The sequence below is a fragment of the Methylocystis iwaonis genome, from assembly GCF_027925385.1.
Taxonomy (GTDB): domain Bacteria; phylum Pseudomonadota; class Alphaproteobacteria; order Rhizobiales; family Beijerinckiaceae; genus Methylocystis; species Methylocystis iwaonis.
This window is the reverse complement of sequence record NZ_AP027142.1, coordinates 1,533,007-1,555,154: the sequence shown is the minus strand read 5'-3', so window position 1 is coordinate 1,555,154 and position 22,148 is coordinate 1,533,007. Positions and strand designations below refer to the sequence as shown.

25 protein-coding genes are annotated in these 22,148 nt (G+C 62.5%); 23 read left to right on the top strand and 2 right to left on the bottom strand.

Annotated elements, in window-relative coordinates; genetic code table 11:
* Positions 1-4 precede the first annotated feature (4 nt).
* The 14 genes from QMG84_RS07410 (at position 5) to QMG84_RS07345 (ending at position 9,427) form a co-directional block, all read left to right on the top strand.
* Positions 5-1,330: a phage portal protein gene (locus QMG84_RS07410; RefSeq protein ID WP_281931493.1), complete on the top strand. Its 1,326-nt coding sequence runs from the start codon at positions 5-7 to the stop codon at positions 1,328-1,330.
* A gap of 2 nt (positions 1,331-1,332) precedes the next feature.
* Positions 1,333-2,130, top strand: coding sequence for a head maturation protease, ClpP-related (locus tag QMG84_RS07405; protein WP_281931491.1), 798 nt, complete (start codon positions 1,333-1,335; stop codon positions 2,128-2,130).
* A gap of 49 nt (positions 2,131-2,179) precedes the next feature.
* The gene (locus QMG84_RS07400; RefSeq protein ID WP_281931490.1) at positions 2,180-3,460 is read left to right on the top strand and encodes a phage major capsid protein; all 1,281 of its coding nucleotides are present in this window, start codon (positions 2,180-2,182) and stop codon (positions 3,458-3,460) included.
* 99 nt (positions 3,461-3,559) lie between these two features.
* Positions 3,560-3,967, top strand: coding sequence for a hypothetical protein (locus QMG84_RS07395; protein ID WP_281931489.1), 408 nt, complete (start codon positions 3,560-3,562; stop codon positions 3,965-3,967).
* A 35-nt stretch (positions 3,968-4,002) separates the two neighbouring features.
* Positions 4,003-4,329, top strand: a complete 327-nt coding sequence (locus QMG84_RS07390) for a hypothetical protein (RefSeq protein WP_281931488.1) — start codon at positions 4,003-4,005, stop codon at positions 4,327-4,329.
* A gap of 12 nt (positions 4,330-4,341) precedes the next feature.
* Entirely contained in the window at positions 4,342-4,992 is a 651-nt protein-coding gene (locus QMG84_RS07385) for a head-tail connector protein (protein ID WP_281931487.1), read from the top strand.
* A 21-nt stretch (positions 4,993-5,013) separates the two neighbouring features.
* A complete protein-coding gene (locus QMG84_RS07380; RefSeq protein WP_281931486.1) occupies positions 5,014-5,349 on the top strand; it encodes a head-tail adaptor protein in 336 nt (111 codons plus the stop codon).
* Between the two features lie 3 nt (positions 5,350-5,352).
* Positions 5,353-5,586, top strand: coding sequence for a hypothetical protein (locus QMG84_RS07375; RefSeq protein WP_281931485.1), 234 nt, complete (start codon positions 5,353-5,355; stop codon positions 5,584-5,586).
* On the top strand, positions 5,583-6,026 hold the full coding sequence (locus tag QMG84_RS07370; RefSeq protein ID WP_281931484.1) for a DUF3168 domain-containing protein: 444 nt from the start codon (positions 5,583-5,585) through the stop codon (positions 6,024-6,026). Before QMG84_RS07375 ends, QMG84_RS07370 begins: the two co-directional genes overlap by 4 nt.
* A gap of 15 nt (positions 6,027-6,041) precedes the next feature.
* Positions 6,042-6,503 (top strand): phage tail tube protein, encoded by a 462-nt coding sequence (locus QMG84_RS07365; protein ID WP_281931483.1) that lies wholly within the window; start codon positions 6,042-6,044, stop codon positions 6,501-6,503.
* Between the two features lie 46 nt (positions 6,504-6,549).
* Positions 6,550-6,975 carry a gene transfer agent family protein gene (locus tag QMG84_RS07360; RefSeq protein ID WP_281931482.1) on the top strand — a complete coding sequence of 142 codons (426 nt, stop codon included), beginning with the start codon at positions 6,550-6,552 and terminating at the stop codon, positions 6,973-6,975.
* A complete protein-coding gene (locus tag QMG84_RS07355) occupies positions 6,972-7,106 on the top strand; it encodes a hypothetical protein (protein WP_281931480.1) in 135 nt (44 codons plus the stop codon). Before QMG84_RS07360 ends, QMG84_RS07355 begins: the two co-directional genes overlap by 4 nt.
* A gap of 223 nt (positions 7,107-7,329) precedes the next feature.
* Complete coding sequence (gene mauJ / locus QMG84_RS07350) at positions 7,330-8,742, top strand: methylamine utilization protein MauJ (protein WP_281931479.1); 1,413 nt, start codon at positions 7,330-7,332, stop codon at positions 8,740-8,742.
* A 109-nt stretch (positions 8,743-8,851) separates the two neighbouring features.
* On the top strand, positions 8,852-9,427 hold the full coding sequence (locus tag QMG84_RS07345) for a hypothetical protein (RefSeq protein ID WP_281931478.1): 576 nt from the start codon (positions 8,852-8,854) through the stop codon (positions 9,425-9,427).
* Positions 9,428-9,463: 36 nt separating this feature from the next.
* Here QMG84_RS07345 and QMG84_RS07340 read toward each other — a convergent pair.
* Positions 9,464-10,596, bottom strand: a protein-coding gene (locus QMG84_RS07340; RefSeq protein WP_281927849.1) for an IS3 family transposase whose coding sequence is annotated in 2 segments (ribosomal slippage) — positions 9,464-10,341 and positions 10,341-10,596 — 1,134 coding nt in all. Because the reading frame shifts where the segments join, the coding sequence is not laid out codon by codon here.
* Between the two features lie 75 nt (positions 10,597-10,671).
* On the opposite strand from QMG84_RS07340, the gene QMG84_RS07335 reads away from it, so the two are divergent.
* Genes QMG84_RS07335 through QMG84_RS07325 form a run of 3 tightly spaced genes read left to right on the top strand, consistent with a single transcriptional unit; the run spans position 10,672 to position 13,953 of the window.
* The gene (locus QMG84_RS07335; RefSeq protein WP_281931476.1) at positions 10,672-10,932 is read left to right on the top strand and encodes a hypothetical protein; all 261 of its coding nucleotides are present in this window, start codon (positions 10,672-10,674) and stop codon (positions 10,930-10,932) included.
* Positions 10,933-10,936: 4 nt separating this feature from the next.
* Complete coding sequence (locus QMG84_RS07330; protein ID WP_281931474.1) at positions 10,937-13,321, top strand: phage tail length tape measure family protein; 2,385 nt, start codon at positions 10,937-10,939, stop codon at positions 13,319-13,321.
* Positions 13,318-13,953 (top strand): DUF2460 domain-containing protein, encoded by a 636-nt coding sequence (locus tag QMG84_RS07325; protein ID WP_281931472.1) that lies wholly within the window; start codon positions 13,318-13,320, stop codon positions 13,951-13,953. The genes QMG84_RS07330 and QMG84_RS07325 overlap by 4 nt, the downstream gene beginning before the upstream one ends.
* Positions 13,954-14,006: 53 nt before the next feature.
* Here QMG84_RS07325 and QMG84_RS07320 read toward each other — a convergent pair whose 3' ends face one another.
* Positions 14,007-14,924, bottom strand: a complete 918-nt coding sequence (locus QMG84_RS07320; protein WP_281931471.1) for a hypothetical protein — start codon at positions 14,922-14,924, stop codon at positions 14,007-14,009.
* A 169-nt stretch (positions 14,925-15,093) separates the two neighbouring features.
* Between QMG84_RS07320 and QMG84_RS07315 the strand changes: the two genes are divergently transcribed.
* From QMG84_RS07315 to QMG84_RS07290, 6 genes are read left to right on the top strand one after another with little or no spacing between them, the layout of a single operon-like run.
* On the top strand, positions 15,094-15,975 hold the full coding sequence (locus QMG84_RS07315) for a phage/gene transfer agent baseplate hub protein (protein WP_281931470.1): 882 nt from the start codon (positions 15,094-15,096) through the stop codon (positions 15,973-15,975).
* A gap of 5 nt (positions 15,976-15,980) precedes the next feature.
* Entirely contained in the window at positions 15,981-16,640 is a 660-nt protein-coding gene (locus QMG84_RS07310) for a DNA-methyltransferase (RefSeq protein WP_281931469.1), read from the top strand.
* Positions 16,637-16,807 (top strand): hypothetical protein, encoded by a 171-nt coding sequence (locus QMG84_RS07305; RefSeq protein WP_281931467.1) that lies wholly within the window; start codon positions 16,637-16,639, stop codon positions 16,805-16,807. The genes QMG84_RS07310 and QMG84_RS07305 overlap by 4 nt, the downstream gene beginning before the upstream one ends.
* Positions 16,791-17,225, top strand: a complete 435-nt coding sequence (locus QMG84_RS07300; RefSeq protein ID WP_281931465.1) for an NlpC/P60 family protein — start codon at positions 16,791-16,793, stop codon at positions 17,223-17,225. The genes QMG84_RS07305 and QMG84_RS07300 overlap by 17 nt, the downstream gene beginning before the upstream one ends.
* Positions 17,225-21,328 (top strand): baseplate multidomain protein megatron, encoded by a 4,104-nt coding sequence (locus QMG84_RS07295; protein WP_281931463.1) that lies wholly within the window; start codon positions 17,225-17,227, stop codon positions 21,326-21,328. Before QMG84_RS07300 ends, QMG84_RS07295 begins: the two co-directional genes overlap by 1 nt.
* Positions 21,329-21,337: 9 nt before the next feature.
* Positions 21,338-22,060, top strand: coding sequence for a DUF2793 domain-containing protein (locus tag QMG84_RS07290; RefSeq protein ID WP_281931462.1), 723 nt, complete (start codon positions 21,338-21,340; stop codon positions 22,058-22,060).
* Positions 22,061-22,148: the final 88 nt, after the last annotated feature.

Genomic DNA, 22,148 nt, shown 5'->3' with positions numbered 1-22,148 from the left:
GCTCTTGAGCAAAAAATCCAAGGCGAGGAAGCGCGCCGAGCGGGAGGCCGCGAGCGCGCAAGTCGCCAACCAGCAGAGCCCGACGGCGACCTATCCGCTATCGGACCCAAACGCCTGGGACAAGCTTTTCGGGCCGCAGCTCAACGCGATCTCGCCGCAGACGGCGATGACGCATGGCGCCGTCTATCGCTGCGTCTTTCTCATCGCCGGCTGCATTTCGATGCTGGATTTTCGCAGCTATCGCAACGCCGGCACGCCCGACGAAGAATGGGAGACGGACAGCCCCCAGGCGCGCCTCATCGGCGAACGGCCCAATCCGCGTTACAGCCTCACCGGCTTCTGGCGCAGCGTCGTTTCAGACATGCTGCTCAACGGCAATGGCGTTGCTTGGATCGAGCGCGCCGTCTCAGGCGTCCCGCTGGCGCTATGGTGGATACCCTGGGGTCGCGTCGGCATTCACTTCCAGAAAATGCCCTGGGGAGACGTCGACCTCGTCTACACGCTGACCCTCGATAGCGGCGAATGGGTTGTCGCCCATCAAGACGATGTGATGCACTTCGGCGGCACGCCGCAGTGGAACCTTTTCTACTACGAGACACCCATCAAAGCCTATGCGCTCTCCGTTGGGATCGCCCTCGCCGCCGACAAATACGCCAAGGCCTATTTCGACAACGGCATGTCGAGCGACGCAGTCATCTCCTATGCAGATAAGAAGACGCCGGCGCAGGCGAAAGAAATCCGGGACTATCTGAAAGAGCGCTTCGGCGGCGACAATCGCTTCTCCGGCCCACTTGTCCTCGACGGCAACGCCAAATACGAGCCGCTGCGCATCAACGCCCAGGATGCGCAGCTCTTGGGCTCCCGCGAATTCTCGCGTTCTGACGTCGGCATGATCTTTGGCGTGCCGGATCATTTGCTCAACCAGACGAGCAAATCGACCGCCTTCGGCAAGGGAATCGAAGAGCTTACGCAAGCTTTCATCGATTTCACTCTTGGCCCGCATCTCAAGACGATCGAAGACGAGGTCAATTACAAGCTCTACGGCAACCGCCAGCGTCGCGCCCGCTTCGATCGCGACAGTTTCGTGCGCGGCGATCTCAAGTCCCGCGCCGAGGCGATCCAGACCATGCTCGGCGGCGCCCAGGGCCCCGGCGTCATCTCGCAGAACGAAGCCCGCATCCGCCTCGGCATGCCTGGCAAGCGCGGCGACGCATACAACCAAATCCTCGGCTGGGGCGCGCCGCAAAAGCCGGCAGGCGCCGCCGAGCCGCCCGCGCCCGGCGAAAAGCCCCTCCCCGACCCGGCCGCTCCGATCAAGGAAAAGGCTTGAGCATGAAAACCGCCATCCAGCGCCTGCTCGCCGCGAACGGTCCCGGCCGTTTGCCGAGGATCGTCACAAACTACGATCCCGATTGGGATGGCGACGACGACTCTTCGCCTGCCTTCGATCCGGACATGGATGGCGATCAAGCCACCATGTTTTTCTACGATATCATCGGCGGCTGGGATCAGCCCGCGACCGAAGACATCGTGCGCGGCATTCGCGCGCTGAAGGCCTCGACGATCCATCTGCGGATCAACTCGCCGGGCGGCCTCGTCTTCGAATCCGTGGCCATCAAGACGGCGCTCGAACAGCACCCGGCGCAGGTCATCGCCCATGTGGATGGGCTCGCAGCTTCCGCCGCCTCGACGCTCATGCTCGCCGCCGATGAAATCGAGATCGCTCCCGGCGGCTTCGTCATGATCCACAATGCCGAGACGTTCGCCTGGGGCAATAAGGAGATCATGGCGCAGGCGATCGCCATGCTGGAAGCGATCGACGGCTCGATCGCCGCGCAATATGGCGCGCGAACCGGCCTCGCGCTGGAAGACGTCGCCGCCATGATGGCGGCGGAGACATGGCTCTCGGCGCAAGACGCCGTCGACAAGAAACTCGTCGACCGCATCGCGGCGCCCTCGCGCGCTAGCAACCGCGCCAGCAATCTCATCTCGCGCTTCGATCTCACCGCCTATCGCAATCCGCCCGCGGCCCTCCTGAAGCCGCCGGGCGAATCCGAGGCGCTCGCCAAAGCGCGAGCGCTCCAGGCGCACAACGAACGCCGGCTGCGCCTCCTGGCGCTCGGCGCGTAACGAAAATCCCGGGGTTTCCCGGTTCGTCAGCCCAACAAAGGAGAGACCCATGGGCAGGCTGCAGGAGCTTCGCGAAGCCCGCGAAGCGAAAGTGAAGGACATCCAGGCGCTGCATGAAAGCGGCAAGGATGGCTGGACGTCCGAGCATCAGGAAAAATTCGACGCGCTCGACAAGGAAATAGCCAATTTCAATCAGCAGATTTCCAACGCCGAGAAGCTCATCAAGATCGGCGACCGCAACGAGCGCGACGCGATTATCCTCGCCAATCAGAACGGCAAGAGCGTCGACCAAAACACCGCGAAGATCGCCGCCCAGCGCGGCGCCATGAACGCTTATTTCAAATTTGGCGCATCCGGCATGACGGAAGAGCAGCGCGACATGCTGCGCCCGACCGACATGGCGGATATTGGCGCGCGGGGCCGAGACGCCTGGAACATCGCCGAGGGCTCGGGCGCGACCGGGGGCGTCATGGTGCCCACGACGGTCATGCCGACGGCGCTGGAGGCGCTGAAGGCGTTCGGCGGCATGCGTGAGGCTGCGACGCAAATCGCAACGTCGCAGGGAAATCCGCTCTCATGGGCGACCTATGACGATACGGGGGCCGAGGGCGAGGTTGTCGCCGAGAATGCGACGGCAAGCGATGACGATATCAACTTCGGATCGGTCACGATCGGCGCCACTAAGTTTTCGTCAAAGACCATTCCGGTTTCGATCGAGATCCTTCAAGACGCGAATGTGAACGTCGAACAGCTCGTCACCAATGCGATCCTGAAGCGCCTCGCACGCGGCCAGAATCGCAAATTCACGACCGGCACCGGGGCGAATGAGCCCAAGGGCGTCATCACTGCCTGCGCCCTCGGCGAGACGGCGGCGACCGGCAACACGACAAGCGTGCCCTATGTCTCGCTCCTCAACCTCTATCATTCGGTCGACCCCGCCTATCGTAGCGATCCTTCCTGCCGTTGGATGTTCAACGACAACACGCTCAAAAAGCTCAAGACGCTTGTGGACGGCGCGGGGCGTCCGCTCTGGCTGCCTGCTCTGTCCGGCGCCTTCGACGGAGCTGAAGGGCCAGCGACGCTGCTGGGCAAGCCCTACATCATCAATCAGCACATGGCGGACATGGCGGCGGACGCCAAGTCGATCGCCTTCGGCGCTTTCGGCAAATATCTGATCCGCGACGTCATGGCGATGCAGGTCTTCCGCTTCACCGATTCGGTCTATGTGAAGAAAGGCCAGATCGGCTTCCTGGCCTGGGCGCGCGCCGACGGCAATATGATCGACGCCACCAATACCTCGATCAAATATTTTAAGAACTCCGCGACTTGAGCGCGCTTTCGCTCGGGCGCATTCGCCCGAGCGGAAAGTATTCTCGCTGGCCAGAGCGCACAGCCGCCGGCCGATCAGCCTCTTTGAGGAATCCTCTCGATGAAAATCATGATGAAAACGCCGATCGCCGGTGACAATTTCTCGCTTCGTATCGGCGAAGTCGTCGACCTCGCCAGGATCTATGGCGACCGCGCGGAGGAGATCGGCGCGGAATGGATCAAGGCAGAATATGCGATCGAAGCGCCGGCGGAGGCCGACGCCGCCAATTCGCTCGCCGAGCTGCAGCAAGCCCACGACGCGCTCAAAGCCAAGAGCGGCGGTCTCGAAAAAGAGCTGATCGAAACGCGCGGGAAGCTCGCGGCCGCGCAAAAGGAAAAGCAAGGCGCGATCGCCGAAGCGGATGTGCATCGCAAGGCCAACGAAGCATTGACAGCCGAGCGCGACGCGCTACGCGCCCAGCTCGTCGAGAAGAAGCCAACCGAAGCCCCCAAGCCCCCGAAACTGTGACGCCCCGCGTCCCTTTAACCAAAGAGGAAACTCTCATGTCCAACAAAGACCGCCTCGCCGCCGTATGTGACGAGGCTTCCGCCGCCTTCCAGAAGATCCTCGATTTCGGCAAAGGCGCCGCGCCTGTCGCCGAGCAAATCGCTTCCCTCACAGCGCGCGCCAAGACAGCCGAAGATGCGCTGGCGACTGCCGAGGCGCGGCATGAAACCGAACTCGGCCAGCTCGCCGATTTCATCGGCGACCTGAAGACCGGCTTCGCGCAGCATCTCGCCAGCCTTCAAGCCGCGACGGCCGATGCCGCCGGACCGGGCGCGCCCCCGTCGCCCAACCCGGCGCCGACGACCGCCGCCGCGAAGGCGTAAAAAAGCGACGTGATGAGCGCGACGCCCGGCGTCTGGACTCTTGTGACGCCCAATCCGACGCCGATCGTCACGCTCGGCCAAGCGAAGCAACAGACCAACACCGTCGATTTCGCCGATGATGACGCGCTTCTGCAAACGCTCTGCGGCGTCGTCACCGGCTATCTCGATCTACAAGACGGCGTCACCGGCCGCGCCCTGCTCACGCAAACATGGCAGCTCACTGCGCCCGACGCCGCCGCTTGGAACAGTCAAAACGATCCGCGCATGAAAGGCTATCCGCCTTCGCGCGGCTTCATGCTCGATCGCGGACCATTGCAGGCCGTGACGAAGGTCGAGGCGCTCCAAAAGGGCGCCTATGTCGAGCTTCCTATCGCCAACGTCGTCGCGCGGCCGCTCTCGCGTTTCGAAACCTGGCTGCGCCTTGCATCCGGAGCCGCCTGGCCAATCGTCGACCAGGACGAAGCCGCCTGGCGCATCACTCTAAGGCTGGGCTACGGCGACGCGCCCGCCAATCTCCCGCCCGCCCTAATCCAAGCCGCGCTGATGCTGCTGGGCCATCTGTACCAGAACCGCGAAGCCGTCTCCGGCTGGGGCTCCGCCCTCGCCGAAACGCCGCTCGGCTTCCGCATGCTCATCGCGGCGCATTGTGCGCCGGGGTTCTAAGAAGAGATGCACGCCGGCCGCATGGCCTACAAAGTGACGGTGCGTCGCCGCGCCGTCATCGCGGGCAATCCCGGCGGCGATGCGCGCGGCGATTTCGCCGACGCCTTCGTCGCGCGCGCCGCGCTGAAGCAAAAAAACGGCTTCTCGCGCGTCGAGGCCGGCCTCCTCGAAAATATGAATGTCGCCGTGCTGCGCGTCTATTCCAGCGCGCAAAGCCGCACCATCACCATTGCAGACCGCCTGCGGATCGAAGGGCCAAACCTGCCGGCGGGAGACTGGGCGGTCGACAATGTGAGCCTCCCCGACGCCGCGCGCCGCCACATCGAAATCACCGTCATCCAACGCATCGGAGGCTGATCCATGCGCGTGAAGATCACCGAACGGGCGATCGTCCAGGCGACGCCGAGCTGCAATGTCGTCTATCCGCCCGGCGAGCATCTCGCACCGCGCGCGCATATCGAGCAAATCGAGGCGCAGGGCAAAGGCGCGCGGCTTCCTGAGAAAGACGACGCCGCGAGCGGTCGGGCTGGCCCGGAGCGAGCTGAAAATGATGCGCCTGTGCAAGCGCCAGCGCTTGGAAAGCTCGGCCAGTGACCTCGCCCTTCAACGCGCTCAAAACCGCTGTCATCGAAGCCACCAAAGCCGATCCAACCATCTCGGCCATCTGCGGCGCGCGCGTCTATGAGGAAGTGCCCCGCGACGCGCGCGGCGATGCGAGCGACGCCCAGGCGCCCTTCGTCTATCTCGATCATTTCGTCTGGCGCGACATCGAGGCCGGCTGCGGCCCGCTCTATGCCGTCACGCTGCGCCTCAACGCCGTCGCAACGGAATTTGGTCGCAAGCAATCGCGCGATCTCGCCGAGGCGATCGCGGTCGCCTTCAACCGCAAGACGCTTCAGCTCGCCGGCGGCCACGCCATGACGATCTTCAAGGCCGTCGCCGGCGGCGACGTTCCCGCCGTGTCGACCGTCAAGGAGTGCTTCGTCGAGCTGCGCACAGAGCTTGCCGACGCCAACGGCTATCCCCTCCCCTAAGGAAAGGTCGCTTTCATGCCGACGCCCAATTTCGTCAATGCGCTGCCCGGCCAGAAATTCTACACGCTCGTCGGCGACGGCGGCTCGCCGGAGACCTTCAATTTCTTCTGCATCGGAACAACCCTCGACTCCAAACACGACTCCGAAATCGAAGACGGCGCCGTGCTCGATTGCAGCGATCCGACCGCCATGGCGCAACGCGTCTCGGCCGTGAAAATGCTGACCTGGGACATCACCTGCTCCGGCCTCGCCGATCCGAGCAAGCTGCCCTATCAGCGGCTGCGGACCGCCTATCGCTCCGGCGCGTCCATCAACATTCAGCTCAAGCATGATCTCGCCGGCGCGAGCGGCGGCGAAACTGAACAGGGCGCCTTCCTGGTCAAGAGCTGGCAGGAAAACAAAGCCGACAACGGCCTTGTGAAGGTCAGCTTCGATCTCCACGGCACGGGCGCGCCGATCGTCACGCCCAACGCTTAGCGAGCGGTTGGGCTGGCCCAGAGCGAGCGCAAATCAAGAGAGGGCTATGATTCAAAAGCAGACTTGCATCCATCTCCCCTTCGCGGGCCGAAAGCGCAAATTCGAGCTGAGAATTGGCGAGATCGGCGAGCTGGAGCGCCTGTGCAATGCCGGGATCGGCGCGATCTATTTCCGCCTCGTCTCGGAACAGTGGCGCTATGACGACATCCGCGAGACGATCCGCCTCGGCCTCATGGGCGGCGGCGAGAGCCAGGCGACGGCGCACATGTTCGTCGAACGCTATATCGACGTCGGGCCCAAGCGCGAGCATTTGGCGGTCGCCGCCAAAATCCTCAACGCTCTGATCGAAGGCGTCGACCCCCCAAAAGGCGCGGGGGAGAGGGCGGAAAAGAGCGCACCCCCGGCGACCTCTCCCCCTTCTACGAAGCCGGCGGCGCAATCGGATTTTGCCCCCGAACAATCGACGCAATGAGCTTGCGCGAATTCGACGCCTGCCTGCGCGGCTACATTCGCGCCAATGGGGGCAAGGAAGAGGCGAGCGCGCAGGACTATGATGAATATTTCGCGGCGCTGGCGGAAGCCGAAAGACTTGGGCTACTATAGCGATCAATATCTGACGCTTGGAACCAATTTCTCGGCTCTTAGCAGGAGTGTCTTGAAGTCAGCACCGCGCCGAGCTGGCATTCGGGTCATGCACAGCAGCGGATCTCTGGCTAGTGAGTTCTCATGCGTAGCTTGCGCTCTCGATACATTTTACTATCTCTGAGCGCGCGGTATCGCTCAGCAACGACTTGAATGACGGCCGTAGGCAAATTTGAGATCGGCGATGGAAAAGAAAGACGACACATTAGGATTTCCTAAAATCCCTGAAGCGGAGGATGTGATCGTCGGCGAACTCGCGGAGCGTGGCGAGTGGATCGTAGCAAATATCACGACAAATAGCTTTTGGCCGGTGACAGCTCAGAAGGCACCGTATCGAGGCGAATCAATTTGGATTTTGCCAATCATGAAAAACTACTTCCCGGCGGTCGCCATGAGGGTGCCGCCGGGAAAAAATCGCGAAGAATGCGAGCGGCTATTGATGCATTTCCTTAGCAATCTGGCTTGGGTCCAAGAGAAGGGATTCCTGGTCGATGGATTCAGCGGTGGCAGTCTGCCGGCGCCTATGTGGCGGGACAAAATTGACGGATTTTCGATCTGTGAGGAATTCGACCTTTCCTATTTCCCTGAGCCGACTGATGACAAAGCGCTCTTGGCCTTGGCCTTGATGCGCGAAGGACGAGGGCTAAACCACCCGGGGTATGCCTTCCTTTCTTTTTATCGGGTACTTGAGGTTGCACTTCCTGACGGGAAAAAACGTGGCCAGTGGATCAGCGATCGTGTGGATGCCATCACAAATCATCGAGCAAAGGAGGCGCTTGCGAAGCTTCTAGCTCAAGGAATAGCAGACGTGGGGGTGCATTTACGGGATTCTGGCAGACGTGCCATCGCGCACGCGCGGGAAAAACCCATCATCGACCCTGACGATCCCTCGGACAGCAGACGCTTGTGGTCCGAATTGCCCATTATGACGGCGCTCGCTCAGTTGGCGATTGAGGAACTGCTTCACGTCGAAACGAGCTACACCGTTTGGAAGAAGCACTTATACGAACTCTCGGGATTCAAGGAAATCCTTGGTCCCGACATCGTCGATCATCTGATCCGGGGCGAGCAAATCACAGACGAGCGAGTGGTCGATGTTCCGAAGATCAACGTTCAGCTTCGCCGACACGAGCCCTATCCACCGCTATCAAACCTCGTCGTGAAGGAGATATTACAAAAACGCACCGAATGTTACATGCGCTTCGAATCTGAAGACGGAGGAGTGCGTATACGCTTCAAATTAGATTTTGCGGACGAGCGGTTGCATTTCGATATTTTCAGTGATTTGGCGGTTGTGGATACCGGCACACCCCAAGCAGCAAAAGCCATCGCGGAATCACGCCGCTTCTCAAAAGAATATTTTGGTAACGGGCAGCTTCACATTTATAATGCAGAAACCGGCGCACTTATCGCTCGAAAAGACCCCTATGTTCCTGTGAATATGCATCTCGATCATGAGGCGGCGAACGCAGAAATTGCGAGTTGGGATCGGCTTGCTGTGGAACGCCATGAAAGGAATCGGCGCTACGGCGAAGAGATGGTGCGGCTATCAACCCCGTACGCCGTGCACGTCAGCGTCGCTTTCGCCTGCCCCTAACGCCGGTTTTTGAGAGAAGACCCATTCTCTGGAATGACCGGCGGTCCACCTAGCCCCGGTCCCGCCGTTTCATGCCGCCGAAACCACGCGTTGGATTTCTGTCGCCAAAATGCCTCTCATCGCTAAATTCAAGATCGCGAGTGAGCGCACGGTCTACGATCTTCCGGCTTTCTCGGAAGAAGCGCGCGCCACGGCGTTTCAATGCCTCGCGGCGAAGCGCATCGCGGAAATCGACGATGAAAACGCCCGCGCCGCCGGGCGCGTCATTCCGCGCCAGCTTTTCGTCGACAATGCGGAGGCCACGTCGCTCGCGCGGACGAAATCGACCTCCATCATCGTCGCGCGCTGGAGTGTCGGCGTCGCCGCCGTCGATTGGATTTGGGAGACGCTGCGGATCGCCGGTCCGAAACTGGCCGGTCATTATCGAGCATCCGCGCGCATGTATATCGACGGCGTCGAGTCCCGCGATCCGCGCGACGCGGTCGGCGCGCGCGAGGTGCTCTTCGTCTCGATCGTCCCCTATGCGCGCAAGATCGAACGCGGGAAGAAGGGCTATGCGCCCGGCCATGTCTATAGAGCTGGCCTCGCTTGTCTGGACAGCTCCCCGCGGATTTTGAGTGGATCTCTGCCGGGGTTTGCCGAACGCGGGGCGTTTCGATTTTGTCGCGGCGGCGGGAGGGCCTAGGCCCGACCAGAGCTGCGACAAAATCGACGGCGATGGTCATGCGGCCATCGCCGTTTCCTTGATGCCGAAGTAGGCCTCGTCGGGCGTGCGCCCGTCAAGCGCCGTATGCGGGCGCCCCTCGTTGTAGAAGGCCAGATAGCGGCCGATCGAGGCGCGCGCCTCGGACATGCTGTCATAGGCCTTGAGATAGACCTCCTCGTATTTCACGCTGCGCCACAGCCGCTCGACGAAGACATTGTCCCGCCACGCGCCCTTGCCGTCCATGCTGATCGATATTTTCGCATCGAGCAGCACGCCGGTGAAGTCGAGACTGGTGAACTGGCTGCCTTGGTCCGTGTTGAAAATCTCTGGCTTGCCGTATTTCGCCAGGGCCTCCTTCAAGGCTTCGACGCAGAACTCCGCCTCCATAGTGATCGACACGCGATGCGACAGGACGCGCCGCGTGAAGACGTCGACGACCGCTGCGAGATAGACGAAGCCGCGCCGCATCGGGATGTAGCTGATGTCCGTCGCCCAGACCTGGTTCGGCCGTTCGATCTTCACCCCGCGCAGCAGATACGGGTACACCTTGTGTCCCGGCGCAGGCTTGCTCGTGTTCGGCCGCCGATAGAGCGCCTCGATCCCCATCCGCTTCATCAATGTCGCGACATGCCGGCGGCCCACGGCGACGCCCTCGCGCCGCAGAAGATCGCGCAGCATCCGCGCGCCCGCGAAGGGGTGTTCGAGATGCAGCGCGTCGAGACGGCGCATCAGCTCGAGGTCCTCGGCCGAAACCGGCCGCGGCCTGTAGTAGACGGAGCTGCGGGCGACGCCCAGCGCCTTCGCCTGCCGGGCGATCGAAAGATCGTGATCGCGGTCGATCATCTTTTTGCGCTCAGCAATCCCGCTTTTGTGAGCGCGCCGGACAAAAAATCGTTCTCCAACGTGAGTTCGCCGATCTTCGCGTGAAGACCCTTCAGGTCGACGGCGGCCTCTTTCGGCTCCGTCTTATCCTGCCCGAAAACGCCGGCCGCGCCTTCCAGCAACTGGCTTCGCCACGTCGTGATCTGGTTCGGGTGGACGTCAAACTGCTGCGCCAGCTCGGCCAGCGTCTTCTCGCCCTTGATCGCGGCCAAAGCCACTTTCGCCTTGAAGGCCGGAGAATGCGTCCGGCGGCTTCGCTTCGTCATCGAATGCTCCTGATTCGCAGCGAGAATCCTCGCCGCTGTCAGGCAGAAAATCCACTCAAGCTACTGTCCGAATTCGTGAGGCCGGCTCTCTATCAATCGGTCGCGCAGGCCGCGCAGGCGCGCTTCGGCAATGCGGCGCTGATCAAATTTACCTACGCCGTCCCGGAAGGCGCGGCGCCCGAGCTGCGTCCCTGGGCCATGGGCCACGCGCATGGCGTCGGGCCCGCGGGATGGAAAAGGCGGGGCGTGACGCAGCTCGCCGCCGATCTCTCTAAGCAGCGCGTGCAAACGATCAAAAATTTGCGCCAGCCCGCCATTGCGGTGTTCTTGAAGTAAGCCGATGACCGAAATCAAAGACCAGATCACGCTCCAGGCGCGCAGCGAGGGCCTCGACAAGGTCGACGCGGACGTCTCTTCGCTCGGCAAAGCGGAAAAGGACGCGGCGACGCAAGCCGAGCTGCTCGCCCGCGCGCAAACGACGGTCGAAAAATCGCTGATGCGCGTGCAGACGCGCATGACCGCCTATGTCAATTCGATCGATCCGGCCGAAAAGGCGCTCAAGAAGCTCGAACAAGGCGAGGCCCTGCTCGGCGCCGCGCGCTCGAAAGGCCTCACCAGCCTCGACTCTATGGAGCGCGCCGTCGAGACCGCGCGCGAGCGCTTCCAGCAACTGCAAACCCAATCGACCGGCGCCGCCGGCGCGCTCGCGCTCACGAAGAATGAAGCGCTGACGCTCACCTATACGTTCAACGACGTCGTCGCCTCGCTTGCCTCTGGCGCTTCGCCCATGACGATCCTCATGCAGCAAGGCGGCCAGGTGACGCAGGCCTTCGGCGGCGTCCGCCAGACCTTCGAAAAACTCTTGCCGGTCCTCCTACGCTTCGCGCCGATCGCGGCCGGCGCCGGCGTTGCGGCGTTCGCCTTCAAGGAAGTCATCGGCGCATATGACGAGCTGCAGAAGATCAACGAGAGCGCCGGGAGCGCGGGCGTTTCGACGCAGCTTTTCCAAATCTGGATCAATTACGCGACGAAACTCCGCCTCACGGTCGAGGACGCCGAAAAGGCGATTCTGCACGCCGGACAGGCGCTCTCGGGCCAAATCGACAATTTCTCGGCGCTCAGCCTCGACAACAGCCAATCACGCGTCGCGCAGCGCGCGAACAATCTTTCGGACGTGCTGGGCCGCGATGTCGCCTCGAAAAATCTCGCGGCCGAAGCGACAACCCTCGATGAGATGCATCGGGCCGCCCTGCAGCTCGTCAGCGACTATCTCGCCGCCGCCAATGAGCTGGAAGCGCATGGCAGGCTGCTCGACGCCAATCAGGCGCGCACGGAAGCGATCAACGCCGCGACGGAAGTCTGGGGCGATGCAGGGCGCAAGATCGCGGAGGCGCTGCGCGACGGCAAAATGACCGCCGATGAGTTGCAGACCGCCAGCGGCGAGATCGGCCATGTGTGGAACGACGAAATCCTCACAGCGCAAAAGCAGGTGAATGACGAGCTTGCGGCCGCAAAGGATCATCTCTCCAAATCGCTCACCCCGGCGTCGGAAGACTTTGCGAGGCTGTCCCTTCAGATCATGTCGTCGTGGGCGAAGACAGTCGATCTGATCGCCGACGCCGTGAGCAGGGCGACGAAATTGGTTACCGAGCTGCGCAAAGCGGCGGAGGGAACGCAAGCCGTGCGCGACGGCGCGTCGGTCGGAAAGCTGATCGGCAAGGCGGGAAGCGGCTTTGGCCGCCTGGTTCCGCTCGGCGAGGAGTCGAGCGACGGGCATTCGCTGCGCGATCTGACGGGCGAAGAGACCCCTTTGCCGCCCTCGCGCCCGGAAGGCCTCGGGAAGTCGGCGCCGAAAGCGCATTCCGACGACCGCGCCAGACGCGCCAAAACCGAGCGCGACGATCTGAAGTCCTATCTCGGCGACTTGCAAAAAACCGTCGACATGCTCGACGCCGAGGCCAATGCGCAAGGCAAGTCCAACGCCGAGAAACAGCGCGCCGTCGATCTCGCCAAGGCGGAGGAAATTGCCAAGCAACGCGGCCGCCCCCTCACCCAAGCCGAAATCGACCAGGTCACCGAGCTTGCCGATCGCCACGCAGCGTTGCGCGCCAAGATCGACGAAACCACCAAGGCGCAACAGGCGGCCAATGAGCAAAGCCGCTTCTTCGCCGACACGGCCTTTTCGGCGATCGACCGCCTCACGACCGGCACGGCGAAGCTCAACGACGTCGTGCGCTCGCTGGCGCAATCGCTCGCGCAGGCAGCCCTGAAGGCCGGGCTGCTCGGCGAGGGGCCGCTCGCGAGCGTCTTCGGGACGAAGAGCGAGAACGGCGGCGTCGGCGGCTTGCTCGGCGGCCTGACCAATTCTCTGACGAGCGGTCAAAGCGGCGGGCTGGGCGGCCTTCTGAGCAACGCCCTGAGCGGGATCAGCAACCCATTCGCGGGCATGTTCGCCAATGGCGGCCAGATTCCCTCCGGTCAATGGGGCATTGTCGGCGAGCAAGGGCCGGAGCTGGCCTTTGGCGGCGCCATGGGCGTCAATATCGCGCCCTCGGCCGCCACAGCCCTGATGCGCGCGCCGTCGAGCGTCTCCAATTCGCGCGTGACGCACAACAATGTCAGCGTCGCGCTCCATACGCCGGACGCCCAAAGCTTCATGCGCAATCAAGGCCAGGTCGCCGCCGTCCTCGCGCGCGCCGTCGCCACGGGCTCGCGCAATCTATGATCGCCGCCTTCCACGAAGTCCGCTTCCCTTGCGGCCTCACACTCGGCGCGCGTGGCGGCCCCGAGCGGCGCACGCAAATCGTCGATCTGCGCTCGGGCCGCGAAGAGCGCAACCAGCTCTGGGCCGGTTCGCGGCGCAAATGGAACGCCGGCTATGGGCTCAATACGGTCGACAAGCTTGCGCAGGTCGTCGCCTTCTTCGAAGAGCGCGCGGGCCGCTTCTATGGCTTCCGCTGGCAAGACCGCTTCGACATGACGAGCGGCCCCTCGCCCAAGATAGCGGTCACGCCGACAGACCAGACGATCGGCGTCGGCGACGGCGCGACCAAGAGCTTTCAGCTCATCAAGACCTATGGCGCCGCCTATAACCCTTTCGCGCGCAAGATCCTCAAGCCGGTCGCGGGAACAGCTGTTGTCGCGCTCAACGGCGTAGCGCAGGCGAGCGGCTGGAGTGTCGACGCTACGACGGGAATCGTCACCTTCGCGGCCGCGCCCGCGGCCGGCGCAATTGTGTCCGCTGGCTACCAATTCGACGTGCCCGTGCGCTTCGATCTCGACTATCTTGAGATGGAAGAGAGCGCCATTCTGGCCGGGATCGTGCCAAACATTCCCGTCGTTGAGCTGCTAGGATAGGGCTACAATATCCGAGAATATTTCAAGCACGGCTCGACCCATTGCTGTCAACACTAACCGGTCTTCGTGTAATCTACGCTCATTACGCCGGCTTGAGTTAAGGCTACGACGGATATTTCTCCGCTCCACGGTACAGTGCTCGGTGCAAGTTGATCTGGGGTCCGCGCCCCAAAAATTGACACGAATTTTTCATCGCTAAACTCAACATTTGGGTCGGCCTTCCGGTCAAAGACGAGCCAACCTTCCTTGAATGGCAACATTGTATAAAAGGGCGAGACACGTGGACATTGGGGTAGATAATAACGGCGTATGAAAGGATCGGATTCTGCGTCCTTTTTAAAAAAGAAAGCGCCTTTGGAGCCTGGGATCGTACGAGGGAACTGAAACCCAAATTGCTTTTCAATAATTGTTGCGAGGTAAGCGAGTGCTAACCGCGCATCTTCTTTGAGAGTTTCAACGGTTGACGCGTTAAAGTGGAGAGAGCGGTGTCTTAAATTCCTAAGCTCCTCGAAGGTCGCCTTTACCTCTTCAGCCTGAAATATTCGCCATTCATGCAAGGTCTCGATGGCTTTGGTCCAATCATCGATGGAACGCCGAGTGTGAGATTTTCGGTCAAAGGTCGACTGCGGAAAATGCTCTCGCAGATCTAGAAAGAGATGATTGAGGATACGCTCACCAAGAGCACATGATGCCGTCAGGGCTGGATAATAGAAACCATGAATGAAAGCGTAACGTGCCTGATGGAATAAGACATTGTGGTGGGCAATGACTGAAAACGGAGAAGAGCCAAGCTCCCTGAAATTCTGGAGCTTCTCCTCGAAATTATTTTCGCCGAGCTCGACCTTCAGATTCGCAATTAGGCTCTCCCTCCCGCGATCTAATTGCTCTGCAAGCTGCGGGTCCTGCGGGACCTGTTCCAAGGCGTGGGCGCGAGTGTCGAACTGAAGTGGGAAGATTAGATATCGTCTCATAGGCACTTGTCGGTCCAGAATTTAACAGAGCTAATTAAATGCCCGCCCAGAATTTGTGAAGGGGGTCTTCGATTGGCAAAACGCAAAAGGCTTTATTTCATTTGAATGCTTACACTCCTGGCATCCAATGGAACCCTCTTTGGCGGTTCTATCAAAAAGCATCTAGACAATGAAATCTTTTCCCCCCGCCCTTTCCGCGCATCTTGCCAGCGGCGCGACAACCATGTGCCGCTGCTGGCGCGTGACGCGCCGCGACGGCGTCACGCTCGGCTTCACCGACCACGACCGTGATCTCATCGTCGACGGCACGCTCTTCGAAGCGGCGGCGGGCTTCACGGCCTCGCAAATCCAATCCTCCCTCGGCCTCGCCGTCGATAATTTCACGGCCGACGGCGCGCTTTCTTCGGCGCGGCTCACCGAGAAAGACATTCTCGCCGGCCGCTATGACGACGCGACCATGGAGCTGCTCCACGTCAATTGGGCGGACCCAACGCAATTCTATGTCGAGGCCCGCGGCAATCTTGGCAATCTCGACCGCAAGGGCGCGGCCTTCACGGCGGAGTTTCGCTCCCTCGCTGCGCGGCTCAATCAGCGTATCGGGCAATCTTTCGAGCGCTCCTGCAACGCGCACCTCGGCGACGCGAGTTGCGGCGTCAATCTCGCCTTGCCCGCCTATTCGAGCGCCGCGACGATCGTGTCGGTAGATGGGCCGTATCTCGTCTTGTCCGGGCTTTCGTCATTCAAGCGTGACTGGTTCACCGGCGGCCTGCTGCAAAAGAGCGTCGATGCTTACGAGATCAAGGCGCACATTATCGAGCCGGACGGCTCTGTGATGCTCGAATTCTGGGCCGATCTGGCGGCCTTCGTGGCGGCTGGCGACGTGGTAACCCTGAAAGCGGGCTGCGCCAAGAATTTCCCGACCTGCAAAAACAAATTCGCGAACGCTGCCAACTTCCGCGGCTTCCCGCATATCCCGCCGACCGACACGATCGGGACGATCGCCAACCGCGGCGACCCGCGCAACAACGGCGGCTCGCTGCTAGGGAATTAATTAGCGTGCAACGAGTTGAACATCTCGCCGAGGGCGTAACGCTCTATCTCGGCGATTGTCGAGAGATACTGCCAGGGCTCGGGCGTTTCGACGCAACCGTGACAGACCCGCCATATGGACTCGGCAATAAAATGCAGGGCGGCACTTGGGCCGCTAAAGATGGCTTCAAAGAGATGCTGCAATGGGATCGCGCGCCGCCACCGAGCGTGTTGCTCGAAGAGATAATCGCGATGTCGAATGCGGCGATCTTTTGGGGAGGCCAATATTTTGTGCTGCCGCCCTCGCGTTGCTGGCTGATATGGAACAAGACGAACGCAGTTCCGACGATGGCCGATTTTGAAACGGCATGGACAAACCTCGACCGCCCATCCAAGCGGTATGACGCTCCTGTCGGTAGGGTTGAGTTTGGTCATCCTACGCAAAAGCCCCTGCCTCTGATTGAGTGGACTCTCGGATTCATTCCCTTGGCTCGGTCGATCCTCGACCCGTTCATGGGCTCGGGCACAACCGGGGTGGCCGCAGTGAAACTCGGGCGGTTGTTCACCGGCATCGAAATCCAGCCCAAATATTTCGACATTGCCTGCCGTCGCATCTCAGACGCCCTGGCCCGCCCCGACCTTTTCGTCGAGCCGCCGAAGCCCCCGAAGCAAGAAAGCTTTCTGTGAGAGAGCGCGTCTTTCGCTACGTGCTGCATTCGCGACGCGCCGCCTATGAGGCGGCGGGTTGGATTTTCGCGGCCGATCTCGGCCTGCCGCATGGGATTTACTCCGTGCTGATGGAATGGCCCCATGAGGGCGAAGCTGCAGAGCCCGAAAGTGCCGACGCGCGCTGATATCGTCGCGGCCGCCCTGCGCTGGATCGGCACGCCTTACCATCACCAGGCCGCCGTGCGCGGCGCGGGTTGCGATTGCTTAGGGCTCGTGCGCGGCGTCTGGCGCGAGGTCTATGGCGCCGAGCCCGAGGCCCCGCCGCCCTACTCTCCGGATTGGGGTGAGGCCGGCAAGGCGGAGCACATTCTCGACGCCGCGCGGCGTAACATGAGCGAGCTCTCGCCCGGCGCGGCGCAACCGGGAGACGTGCTCGTCTTCCGCATGGTTGAAGGCCGCATCGCCAAGCACATAGCGATCGTCGCCTATGATCGCACAATGATCCACGCCGTCGCGCGAGACGGCGTGCGCTGCGTCCCGCTCGACGCCGGCTGGATACGCCGCGCCGTCGCCGGCTTCGCCTTTCCTAGAGTCGAAGACTAATGGCCACCATGCTCTTCAGCGCCGTCGGCGGGTCTTCGCTCGTCAGCAGCGTGCTTGGCACAGCCGCCGGCGTCGGCCTCAATTACGCGGCCGGCCTGCTCGGCCGTAAGAAGAGCAGCGCGCCGAAGGTCACCTTCGGCCAACATGTCTATGAAGTCCATGTCACCGGCGCGCAGGAAGGCGCGCCGGTCCGCCGCCTTTGGGGCCGCGCCCGTATCGGCGGCCAGGTCATCTGGGCCACCAATTTCTCCGAATACGCCCAATGGGTGCCGAGCTTCACCCAATCCGCCGCCTCGGGCAAAGGCGCGCCCGCCCAATCGCAACAGCTCGATTGGACCGAGATCTGGCATGCGCAGATTTCCTTCGCGGTCGCCTTTTGCGAGGGCGACGGCGGAACCTCGCTCGGCTGCGTCTGGGCGGACGGTAAGCTGCTCGATCTCACGAAATACACTTGGCGCTTCTACAACGGCTCTGAGACGCAAGCCCCCGACCCGCTCATTGTCGCGGCGGAGGGCGCCGCCCCGGCCTATCGCGGCATTTGCTATCTCGTTTTCGAGAACATGCTTCTCGACAAATTCGGCAACCGTATTCCGCAGATCACCGCCGAAATTGTCCGCCGACCGAAAAGCGCTGCGCCCGACGATCTCACGCGCAATCTGCGCTCTGTCTGCATGATCCCGGCGACGACCGAATTCGGATATGCGACGACCGTCTACAAGGCCAGCGCCAACGCGGGCAGTTGGAGCACGGTCAACTCGAACGCCGAGGACTCGATCTCCGATTTCACCGTATCGCTCGACGCGCTCGTCGGCATAAATGCGACGGCGACGCTTCCTGCGGGGGTGAGCGCGACGGGCGGCAATTGGCGCTCGGCGAAAGGCGCGCTCGACGCCGCCGACGCGGTCTCGCTCGTCGTCGCCTGGTTCGGCGACGATCTGCGCGCGGGCGATTGCACGATCCGGCCGAAAGTCGAAGTCGCGCAGAAAAACACCGATCCTGCCGATTGGGAGGTGGCGGGCTATACGCGCGCCGGCTACGCCTGGTTCGTCGCGATCAACGGCGTGGTCATGCGCGCTCATTACGCCGCGCCGAACGCTTTTCCTTTGCCCTGGGGCGTCGCGGCAAGCGTCGTCTCACAGGTTTCTCCCGACCTCATGAATCCAAACGGCGCCGGCGGCTCGGTCGCCTTCACGGGCGCGGCTGTGCCGGCCTATGGCGGCACGCCCTCGGACGGAAGCGTCGTCGAGGCGATCAAGGAGATCAAAAGGCGCGGGTTGCGCTGCGTCTTCTATCCCTTCATCGCCATGGATGTCCCGCCCGGCAATGGCAAGCCGGACCCGTGGGGCGGCGCCGAGCAAGCCGCCTTCCCCTGGCGCGGGCGCATCACCTGCCATCCCGCGCCGGGCCAGCCCGGCACGGTCGACAAGACTGCCGCCGCCGCAACGCAGATCGCCGCCTTCTTTGCGCAATACAGCGCCATGGTGACGCATTACGCGAGCCTCTGCGTCTCTGCCGGCGGCGTCGACGCCTTTATCATCGGCTCGGAGCTTGTCGGGCTCACGCAAGTGCGCTCGTCGCCCGGCGATGGAACCTATCCCGCTGTCGACGCGCTTAAGACCCTCGCGGCGAACGTGCGCGCGATCGTCGGGCCCGATTGCAAGATCGGCTACGCTGCGGATTGGAGCGAATATCACTCGCATCGCCCGAGCGACGGCACGCATGATGTGATCTTCAACATGGACCCGCTGTGGTCCGACCCGAACATCGATTTCATCGGCATCGATAATTACATGCCGCTCGCCGACTGGCGCGACTCCGGACCGAACGCCGACGCGGCGGGCGCCAATGCCGCCGCCTCCATCTATGACAAGTCCTATCTCGCGCGGAACGTCGAGGGCGGCGAGTATTACGATTGGCATTACGCCAGCGCCGCCGATCGAACAGCCCAGACGCGCACGCCGATCGCCGACACGGCCTATGGCGAGCATTGGGCATTTCGCCAAAAGGACATGCGCAATTGGTGGGGCAACGCGCATCACTCACGGCCAGGCGGCGTGCGCAATGCAGCCGCGACGTCATTCCTGCCCGGATCGAAGCCGATCTGGTTCACCGAATTCGGCTGCCCTGCGGTCGACAAGGGCGCGAACCAGCCCAATGTCTTCGTCGATTCGAAGTCGAGCGAAAGCGCCTATCCCTACTTTTCCAACGGCAATCGGGACGACGCGATCCAGCGCGCCTTTCTCGAATCCTTGCTGGCCTATTGGCGCGACAACGCGCCCGTGTCGGCCGCCGGCGTGAAGATGCTCGACACGCGCAATATGTTCGCCTGGGCCTGGGATGCGCGGCCCTTCCCCGACTTCCCAGCCCAGGGCGGAACCTGGCGCGACGCGCCGAACTATCATCTCGGCCACTGGCTCAACGGCCGCCTCGACGAGCCGCCGCTCACATGGATCTTGGGCGACATTTGCGCAGCAGCAGGGACCGCCTGTTATGACGCGTCGCGCATCATCGGCCCGTCGTCACTGGCGATCGGCGTCGTCGCCGACGGCCCGACCTCGCCGCGCGATCTTCTGGAGCAAATTTCCGCCCCCCTGCAAATCGACGCTTTCGAGAGTGGCGGCTGCGTCGTCTTCGCGTCCCGCGCGCAAGCCAAGACCATCGCCGTTTCGCTCGACGATCTCGTCATGGAAAGCGCCGACGACGTCGGCTATTCGCTCACCCGCGCCCAGGAAACCGACCTTCCCTACGGCCTCACGCTCACCTTCGTCGATCTCTACAAGGATTACGACGCCGGCTCGGTGCGCGAGCTGAAGAACGTCGGCTCTTCGCAAAACCTCGCCTCGGTCAATGCGCCGCTTGTTCTCGATCCCGGCTACGCAAAGGCGCTCACCCGCGCTCTGCTGCAACAGCACTGGCTCGCGCGCGATACGGGGACGCTGAAAGTCCCGCCCTCTTTCTCGGCCGTGGAGCCGGGGGACTGCATCGCCTTCGATATCGGCGAGGCGAGCCCGCTCAAGTTCCGCGTCGATCGCATCGATCGCGGCGACTTCCTCTCGCTCGAACTGATGGGCTTCGATCCCGCCTCGGCGCGCTTCGGCTCCGCCTCGGCTGGAGCGGACGCGCTCTCCAAGCCGACCAAGCGCGCCTTCGGCCCGCCGATCGTCGAATTCCTCGATCTGCCGCTTGCGACCGGGACCGAGCCCCAGCCCTGGGCCCCGCGCGTGGCCGCCTTCGCCTCGCCCTGGACGCCCGTCGCCGTCTATCGAACGGTCAATGGCTCGAACACGTTGATTGCGACTGTCACCGCGCCGACCATGATGGGCGAGATCGTCGACGGCGCTTTCTATTCGGGACCGCGCTCCATCTGGGATTACGGAAACAGCCTCTACGTCCAATTCTACGGCGACGCGCAGCTTCTCTCGCAAACCGAGCAACAGGTTTTCGACGGCGCCAATGTCGTGGCGGTTAAAGCGCCCTCGGGCGATTGGGAGATCGTGCAATTCGCGCAGGCCGAGTTGCTCGCGACCAATAAATACAAGCTCTCGAAGCTTCTGCGCGCGCAGCAGGGCACGGAAGCCGGCATGGCCGATCCGGTTCCGATCGGCGCGCGCGTCGTGGTGCTCACGCCGGCGACGCTGGCGACGCTCGGCATAACTGTCGACCAGCTCGGCCAGGCGCTCACGCTACGCGCCGGCCCCGCGAAAGACGATCCGGGCGCATCGAGTTACTTCGATTATTCCGTAACGCCCAAGGGTGTCGGCCTGAGGCCCTTCAGCGTCTCACAGATCAAAGGCCGCCGGCCGCTCGGCTTTGGCGATGCGCTCATCACCTGGTCGCGGCGCACGCGCTACGGCGGCGACGCATGGGACCCGCCCGATGTTCCGCTCAGCGAGCAAAGCGAGAGCTACGATCTCGAAGTTCTCGACTGGGCCGGCAATGTGCTGCGCACGGTTTCGGGGCTCGCGTCGCCCACATGGACCTATGCGCTCGCCGAGCAAACGACCGATTGGGGCGGGCCTCAGAACGTCTACCCCATCCGCGTCTATCAGATTTCCGGACAGATCGGCCGCGGCCAGCCGGCCAAAGCCAACGTCAATTTGTAAGGCTTCGATATGGCGACGACGCCCAATCTCATCCTTCCCTTTATCGACCAGAACCAAAGCCAAAAGCACGTCACGCACAATGAGGCGCTGACCGCCCTCGACGCGGTCGTGCAGCTTTCCGTTATCGACAATGCGCTCGCCGCGCCGCCGCCGTCTCCCGCGGATGGCGACCGCTATATCGTCGCCGCCGCGCCCTCGGGCGCCTGGTCCGGCAAGGCCGGTTATATCGCGGCCTGGCAGAGCGGCGCATGGATGTTCTATGCGCCGAAACCCGGCTGGCTTGCCTGGGTCGCGAGCATCTCCGCCGTCTTTGTCTGGAAGGGAGCCGCATGGGCGCCGCTCGTCGACATCGGTTCGCCCATGCTGCTCGCCAAGGCCGCGCATGGCGGGAAGATCGACGCCTATTGCGCCGAAGAGCTGATCACGCTCGCGGGCGCTACGACCAATTCATCTGTTCTGATTCCCAACGGCGCGTTGCTGTTCGCGGTTTCCAACCGCGTCGTCACGCCGATCGCCGGGGCGGCCTCTTACAGTTGCGGCGTCGCCGGCAACGCCAGTTGGTTCGGTTCGTCGCTCGGCGTTGGCGCCGGCGCAACCAATCGCGGGCTCATAGGGCCCAACCCTTTCTATTCTGACACGCCCGTTCTCTACACGGCGGCGGGCGGCAATTTCACCGGCGGCCAAGTGCGCATGACGATCCATTATCTGATGCCGACCTGGGCGGACGCCTAACCTCTCCCCACTCCCCAAACCGCAATCGTGGTGAGCGCCGCGCGCCGAAAAGGCGCGCGGCGATAACGCATGGCTGAAAGGATAGACG